This is a genomic window from Erwinia sp. Eh17-17 (genome assembly GCF_039675725.1).
Lineage (GTDB): Bacteria > Pseudomonadota > Gammaproteobacteria > Enterobacterales > Enterobacteriaceae > Erwinia.
This window is the reverse complement of record NZ_JBDFQT010000015.1, coordinates 23,069-30,338: the sequence shown is the minus strand read 5'-3', so window position 1 is coordinate 30,338 and position 7,270 is coordinate 23,069. Positions and strand designations below refer to the sequence as shown.

The window sequence follows — 7,270 nt, the reverse complement described above, 5'->3', positions numbered from 1 at the left end:
CGAGTGCCCACACAGATTGTCTGATAAATTGTTAAAGAGCGTTGCGAACAGTGCCGGAGCTTCCTGTCGCGAGGTGGCGTATATTACGCTTTCCTCCTTCGGAGTCAACTTCTTTTTGAGAAGTTTTCCCGGCGGTTCAGATGCTTCCTGAACCTCCTGAGCCGCTGGCCTGTAAGCCGCTGTGCCGTCTCAGTGGTTGCGCATTATAGGGAGATTCTGGGGAGTGACAAGGGCTAATTTGCGATAATTTGACTGTTTGCTGCAATCCCCAGCAAAACCCCGCTTTATACCCGCTTATGCACAAACTTATCCACATTCACCGGATGACCACAATTTTGACGAGCATCGCGCAATCGTTTTCGCTACAATGCCCCGCGCATAACGGAAGCCCCTTCAGGGGCGTTACCTGAGACTTATCTTCTCTTCTATATATAGAAAGAAACCACTAAGCCTCATATAACGCTCTTTATATGCGATCCAAAGCCCAAGGGATAAACCTCATGCAACAACGTCGTCCTGTACGCCGCGCGCTACTCAGCGTGTCTGACAAAGCCGGTATCCTCGAATTCGCTCAGGCGCTTTCTCAACGTGGCGTCGAGCTGCTCTCCACGGGTGGCACTGCCCGCCTGCTGGCAGACGCCGGTCTGCCCGTCACTGAAGTGTCTGACTACACCGGTTTCCCGGAGATGATGGATGGACGCGTCAAAACGCTGCACCCGAAAGTGCACGGCGGCATCTTAGGACGCCGCGGCCAGGATGATGCCATCATGGCCGAGCACAGCATCTCTCCCATTGATATGGTCGTTGTTAACCTCTATCCCTTTGCCCAGACCGTCGCGCGTGATGGCTGCTCGCTGGAGGATGCCGTTGAGAACATCGATATCGGTGGCCCGACGATGGTGCGTTCCGCGGCCAAGAACCATAAAGACGTCGCGATTGTGGTGAAGAGCAGTGATTATCAGACTATCGTGGCCGAGATGGATGCCAACGAGAACTCGCTGACGCTGGCTACCCGTTTCGATCTGGCGATCAAAGCCTTCGAACATACTGCCGCCTACGACAGCATGATCGCTAACTACTTCGGTAGCCTGGTTCCTGCCTACCACGGTGAGACCACCGAACCTTCAGGCCGCTTCCCGCGTACCCTTAACCTGAACTTCATCAAGAAGCAGGATATGCGCTACGGCGAGAACAGCCACCAGGATGCTGCCTTCTATATAGAAGAGAATGTGACGGAAGCTTCCGTGGCAACGGCACAGCAGGTACAGGGTAAGGCTCTCTCTTATAACAACATCGCGGATACCGATGCCGCGCTGGAGTGCGTGAAAGAGTTTGATCAACCAGCCTGTGTCATCGTTAAGCATGCTAACCCCTGTGGTGTCGCGGTTGGCGGTTCAATTCTTGATGCCTATGAGCGCGCGTACAAAACTGACCCGACATCCGCCTTTGGTGGCATTATCGCCTTCAACCGCGAGCTGGACGAAGCCACCGCGCAGGCGATTATCAGCCGTCAGTTTGTTGAAGTGATCATCGCACCTTCTGCGACTGAAGCCGCCCTGAAGATCACCTCAGCAAAACAGAACGTGCGTGTACTGACCTGCGGCCAGTGGCAGCAGCGCCAGACTGGTCTGGATTTCAAACGCGTTAACGGCGGCCTGCTGGTGCAGGACCGTGACCTGGGCATGGTGAATGAGAGCCAGCTGCGCGTGGTCAGCCAGCGTCAGCCAGGCGAACAGGAGCTGCGTGATGCCCTGTTCTGCTGGAAAGTAGCGAAGTTCGTGAAATCGAACGCTATCGTTTACGCGCGCGACAACATGACCATCGGCATAGGCGCCGGCCAGATGAGCCGCGTCTACTCCGCGAAAATTGCCGGTATCAAAGCCGCCGACGAAGGTCTGGAAGTGAAGGGGTCAGCGATGGCCTCTGACGCCTTCTTCCCGTTCCGCGACGGCATTGATGCCGCCGCCGCCGTTGGCATTACCTGTGTGATCCAGCCGGGCGGGTCGATTCGCGATGATGAAGTGATTGCCGCTGCCGATGAACACGGCATTGCGATGATCTTTACCGACATGCGCCACTTCCGCCATTAATTACGGAGCCTCAGATGAAAATTTTAGTGATTGGTAATGGCGGCCGTGAACACGCGCTGGCCTGGAAAGCCGCTCAGTCCCCGCTGGCTGAGACCGTCTTTGTCGCTCCGGGTAATGCCGGAACAGCGCTGGAGCCTGCGTTGCAGAATATCGCCATCAGTCCCACCGATATTCAGGGCCTGCTGAACTTTGCGCAGAGTGAGAAAATCGACCTGACGATCGTCGGCCCGGAAGCCCCGCTGGTGATCGGCGTGGTCGATGCGTTCCGCGCTGCCGGCCTGAAGATCTTTGGTCCGACTCAGGCCGCCGCACAGCTGGAAGGCTCCAAGGCGTTTACCAAAGATTTCCTCGCACGCCATAAAATCCCGACCGCCGAATACCAGAACTTTACCGAAGTGGAGCCTGCACTGGCTTACGTGCGTGAAAAAGGTGCGCCGATCGTCATCAAGGCCGATGGCCTGGCGGCGGGTAAAGGGGTGATTGTGGCGATGACGCTGCCGGAAGCGGAAGAAGCCATCCAGGATATGCTGGCCGGTAACGCCTTTGGTGACGCGGGCCACCGTATCGTAGTAGAAGAGTTCCTCGACGGTGAAGAAGCCAGCTTTATCGTGATGGTTGACGGCGAGAACGTGCTGCCGATGGCCACCAGCCAGGATCACAAACGCGTTGGTGACGGCGATACCGGCCCGAACACCGGTGGCATGGGAGCTTACTCCCCGGCTCCGGTGGTCACAGATGAAATCCATCAGAAGGTGATGGACGAAGTCATCTGGCCAACCGTACGCGGCATGGCAGATGAAGGCAACGTCTATACCGGTTTCCTGTATGCCGGTCTGATGATCGACAAAAGTGGCCAGCCTAAAGTGATCGAGTTTAACTGCCGCTTCGGGGATCCTGAAACCCAGCCGATCATGCTGCGCCTGCAGTCGGATCTCGTTGATCTTTGCCTGGCAGCCGTCGACGGCAAGCTGGACGAGAAAGATTCTGTCTGGGATCCCCGCCCGTCACTGGGTGTGGTACTGGCCGCTGGCGGTTATCCTGGGGATTACGTTAACGGTAAGCAGATCCACGGTCTGCCGCTGGAAGAAGTGGCAGATGGTAAGGTATTCCATGCCGGAACCACGCTGCAGGAGGACCTGGTGGTCACCAGCGGGGGGCGTGTGCTGTGCGTCACCGCACTGGGTGACGATGTAGCCGCAGCGCAAAAACGGGCCTATGAGCTCGCGCAGCCTATCTCATGGCAGGGCAGCTTCTGCCGTAAAGATATCGGCTACCGCGCAATAGACCGTAAATAGCAAATCGGGGCGGAGCGTTTATCTGTCCTGAGCGGGAGGGGCGATCGTCGATCGCCCTTTTTTTATGCTTAAAAATCCTCTTCTTTCGGCTCGGTCTTGCAGAGATCGCTGGCTGATACCAGCAGCAGTTGCGTTCCTCCCGGAGCCTGCAGCCAGGCGATACTGATCGGTCCCGGCGCGTCTCGCTGCTGACGCGCAATTCGTTCCCGTTCAGTACCATCCAGTTCAGGCTGTAACCGCTGCCCCTGGCAATTTATCACCGACCCATTCGGCTGCCAGCTTCCCTGCATCAGAAGAACGCTTCCTGACAGCAGGTCATCGCTGATGCTCAGCATGCGCTGAGCATCAAACTGGTACAGTGCGACCTCATCAGCTGAGAGTGCTTCACGCCGCCCGCTGAGCTGACGCTGCATAAAGCTCAGACCACCGTTTTGATCGAAGCGCAGCGTGACATCATCAGGTTTCTCACCGGTGACATGGCGCTCGACAGAAATCAGCTTGTCCTTCTGCCAGAGATAGTCGGTAGTCTCCGCTGCGCTGCCGTTAAACGGAGTAAAGACCGTCATCAGGTGGGCGACCTGATCCTGATGGTTTTTCCGCCAGATTCGCACCGTTCCCCGGTCAGCCAGATAGCCACTGGCAGTAAAGTCCGGCAGTTCAGAATGCGAGCTACAGCCTGCTAACAGGATCAGCACAGAAAGGGCGAGCGGTCGGGTGAAAGAGGATAGTTTCATGAGGAAAAGAGTATCACACCCCAGGGGAAGCAGGAGATGCCGTTGCCGGGTAAAACAGGGGGAAAGCTAAAAAACTTTTGCGCCGCGATAGCGTTCAGCCGGCAGGAAAAGAGGTTTAAACAAAAGGGGCGAAAACGCCCCCCTGTTTAAACTCTTCACCGTCAGACGATTACTTAACAGCGTCTTTCAGTGCTTTACCAGAAACAAATGCCGGTACGTTTGCAGCAGCAATTTTGATTTCGTTGCCAGTCTGCGGGTTGCGGCCAGTACGCTCAGCACGGTGGTTAACTTTAAAGGTACCAAAACCAACCAGTTGTACAGCATCACCTTCTTTCAGAGACTCAGTAATCGCAGCCAGGGTGGATTCCAGAGCAGCTTTAGCCTGGGTCTTAGACAGGTCCGCTTTGTCCGCAATTACATCAATCAGTTGAGTCTTGTTCATAAGTTATCCTTACAGTGTATTTATCGCTTGCTAAGCATCAAGTGCGAGGGAAAAACCATAGTTTGGCACTCTCCAGCTTTCACGCACCGATAGCCACATTTTTCAGCCCCCCAAATGTAGACCAGACTGGGGGCGAATGTGAAGCCCAAAGGCGCTACAAATCAGGCCTGAAGTCACGTTTTGTCGCCTTACTGCTGAAAATTTATACCGATATTGCTAATACCGGATTCACGCAGGTCGGATCGCAGACCTTTTATCAGTTCCAGGTCCCGATCTTCGCAGGCGGCGAGCAGGCGGAATATCTCCCACTGGATGTCCCATTCCTCTTCAACGGCCGGGTTCACTTTCAGCTCTTCTTCGGTCATTTCACGACCGGCCTGAGTCATTTCCAGCATGGCTACGGTGGTGATTGAGGTCTCGCTAACGGTAATCGCATGGGTCAGCGTTTCGCCGCTAAGACGCGAATGCAGCAACTCGCTGAGCGCGACACAGGCATCAATGGCGGGATAGACACCGTAAAGATCGTAGTCGTCTGCCGAAGGGATGGCTTCTTCCAGCTTTTCGAGCTGACTGTCGAAGTTTACCTTGGCATCTTTCACCACCAGCGTTTCCCATAACAGGTCAAGGATACGGCGATAAAGCTGCCCGTCGCCAAAACCGGTTTGCTGGCAAAACTCACGGTAGTTGGGTGCCATGCGTTCACACAGACAGGCCATAAAAGTAACGTGCTGCCAGCTTTCCAGCTTTTCCAGCCGCAGATGAATCGGGTTACGTAACATATCGGGATCTCAGAATTGATGCACTTGCCGCAGTGTACCTGAAAAGCCACAGGGCGGCACGGTTAACCCCGTGACAGCGCGGTAAAAGCCGGACGGCGTGACGCAACAGCATCAGCCCAGCGCGTCGGCTCCGGCAGGCGATAACCCTGCAGGCAGCGCTGTACCCACTCCAGAGCGGTTGCGTGACTGACACGATGGCCTGGAGAGATAAACAGAGGGTTGCAGCGCGCCTTGCTGCGTAGTACCCAACCGAGCAGTTCCGCTTTATCCCGCAGCGGCTGACAGCTGCCCGGCTCTGCCGCCGGTGGCTCAAACTGACCGCACAGGCGCTTTTTCGCCACACCAATGGTCGGCACATCGACCAGCAGGCCAAAGTGGCTGGCGACGCCCAGACGGCGCGGATGCGCCACACCGTGACCATCCACCAGCAACAGGTCGGGATGATGCACCAGCTGCTGCCACGCAGCTTCCAGAGCGGGTGTTTCACGAAAGGAGAGAAAACCGGGGATGTAGGGCATAGTGGTGGCAATACGCGCCACCTGATGCTCTATAACCTGCAAGGAGGGATATTCAAGGATCACCAGGGCGGCACGGGTTATCTCTCCGCCCTGTTCAAAGCCAACATCTGCGCCACCAATCAGCCGGGGGGGCATCACTTCAAAATCATCCTGACAGACCACTTCAGCGGCGCGCTGACGCTGCTGGTCGCGTAATGCTGCAATATCCATATCTCCCCCTGACGGATTTACCCGAGGTGGTAAGGACGCGAGAGCTTATGCACTGCTTCCACAAACACACCTGCATTTTCTGGCGGCACATCCTGATGAATGCCGTGGCCAAGGTTAAAGACATGCCCTTCGCCCTGACCGAAGCCCTCAAGGATACCTGCGACTTCCTGCTCAATACGCGCAGGGGATGCGTATAACATCGACGGATCCATATTGCCCTGCAGCGCGACTTTATTGCCTACACGACGGCGCGCATCGGCAATATCCGTGGTCCAGTCCAGCCCCAGTGCATCACAACCGGTCGCGGCCATCGCTTCCAGCCACTGCCCGCCGCCTTTAGTAAACAGCGTTACCGGCACGCGACGGCCGTCATTTTCGCGCAGCAGGCCGTCGACGATTTTATGCATGTAGTGGAGTGAGAACGCCAGATAGTCACGCCCGGTCAACACGCCACCCCAGGTGTCGAAAATCATCACTGACTGCGCGCCCGCACGAATTTGTGCATTGAGATACAGCGTAACGCTGTCCGCCAGCTTATCCAGCATCAGATGCAGCGTTTGCGGATCGGCGTACATCATCTTTTTCAGTTTGGTGAAGGCCTTACTGCTGCCGCCTTCGACCATATAGGTCGCCAGCGTCCAGGGGCTGCCGGAGAAACCGATCAGCGGCACTTCACCGTTAAGATTTTTACGGATAGTACGAACCGCGTTCATGACGTAGCCCAGTTCCTGCTCAGGATCGGGGATCGGTAATTTCTCGACATCCGCACGGCAGGTCACCGGGGAGGAAAAACGTGGCCCTTCACCGGCTTCAAAGTACAGACCCAGCCCCATCGCATCCGGAATGGTCAGAATGTCGGAGAACAGGATCGCCGCATCCAGCGCATAGCGCCGCAGCGGTTGCAGCGTGACTTCACAGGCCAGTTCGGCATTTTTGCACAATGACATAAAGTCACCGGCTACAGCACGGGTCGCTTTATACTCCGGCAGGTAACGCCCGGCCTGACGCATCATCCATACCGGGGTGATATCCACTGGCTGGCGCAGCAAGGCGCGCAAATATCGATCGTTCTTCAGTTCATTCATTACGGGGCTCTCTCACCATACAGGCTGACAGTGTAACATTTATTGGAATTGACGATGATTAGCCGCTCAAAAAATTGGGCAGCCGGAGAGGATCCCCTGGCTTTCCTGTGGCCCGGT

General features: G+C 56.0%; 7 protein-coding genes. 2 read left to right on the top strand and 5 right to left on the bottom strand.

Annotation, left to right across the window (positions count from 1 at the left end):
• Positions 1–500 precede the first annotated feature (500 nt).
• Both purH and purD read left to right on the top strand, forming a co-directional pair.
• The gene (gene purH, locus ABEH87_RS21190) at positions 501–2,090 is read left to right on the top strand and encodes a bifunctional phosphoribosylaminoimidazolecarboxamide formyltransferase/IMP cyclohydrolase (protein ID WP_346579330.1); all 1,590 of its coding nucleotides are present in this window, start codon (positions 501–503) and stop codon (positions 2,088–2,090) included.
• A gap of 14 nt (positions 2,091–2,104) precedes the next feature.
• Complete coding sequence (purD, locus tag ABEH87_RS21185) at positions 2,105–3,385, top strand: phosphoribosylamine--glycine ligase (protein WP_346579328.1); 1,281 nt, start codon at positions 2,105–2,107, stop codon at positions 3,383–3,385.
• Positions 3,386–3,453: 68 nt separating this feature from the next.
• Here purD and ABEH87_RS21180 read toward each other — a convergent pair whose 3' ends face one another.
• The 5 genes from ABEH87_RS21180 to hemE all read right to left on the bottom strand — a co-directional run bounded on the left by ABEH87_RS21180 (position 3,454) and on the right by hemE (position 7,153).
• Complete coding sequence (locus ABEH87_RS21180) at positions 3,454–4,119, bottom strand: DUF1481 domain-containing protein (RefSeq protein ID WP_346579326.1); 666 nt, start codon at positions 4,117–4,119, stop codon at positions 3,454–3,456.
• A gap of 169 nt (positions 4,120–4,288) precedes the next feature.
• Positions 4,289–4,561 carry a nucleoid-associated protein HU-alpha gene (hupA, locus tag ABEH87_RS21175; RefSeq protein ID WP_017803060.1) on the bottom strand — a complete coding sequence of 91 codons (273 nt, stop codon included), beginning with the start codon at positions 4,559–4,561 and terminating at the stop codon, positions 4,289–4,291.
• A gap of 188 nt (positions 4,562–4,749) precedes the next feature.
• Positions 4,750–5,340, bottom strand: a complete 591-nt coding sequence (locus ABEH87_RS21170) for a YjaG family protein (RefSeq protein ID WP_346579324.1) — start codon at positions 5,338–5,340, stop codon at positions 4,750–4,752.
• Between the two features lie 62 nt (positions 5,341–5,402).
• Positions 5,403–6,068, bottom strand: coding sequence for a deoxyribonuclease V (gene nfi / locus ABEH87_RS21165; RefSeq protein WP_346579322.1), 666 nt, complete (start codon positions 6,066–6,068; stop codon positions 5,403–5,405).
• 17 nt (positions 6,069–6,085) lie between these two features.
• Positions 6,086–7,153, bottom strand: a complete 1,068-nt coding sequence (gene hemE / locus ABEH87_RS21160; RefSeq protein ID WP_346579320.1) for a uroporphyrinogen decarboxylase — start codon at positions 7,151–7,153, stop codon at positions 6,086–6,088.
• Between the last annotated feature and the right edge of the window lie 117 nt (positions 7,154–7,270).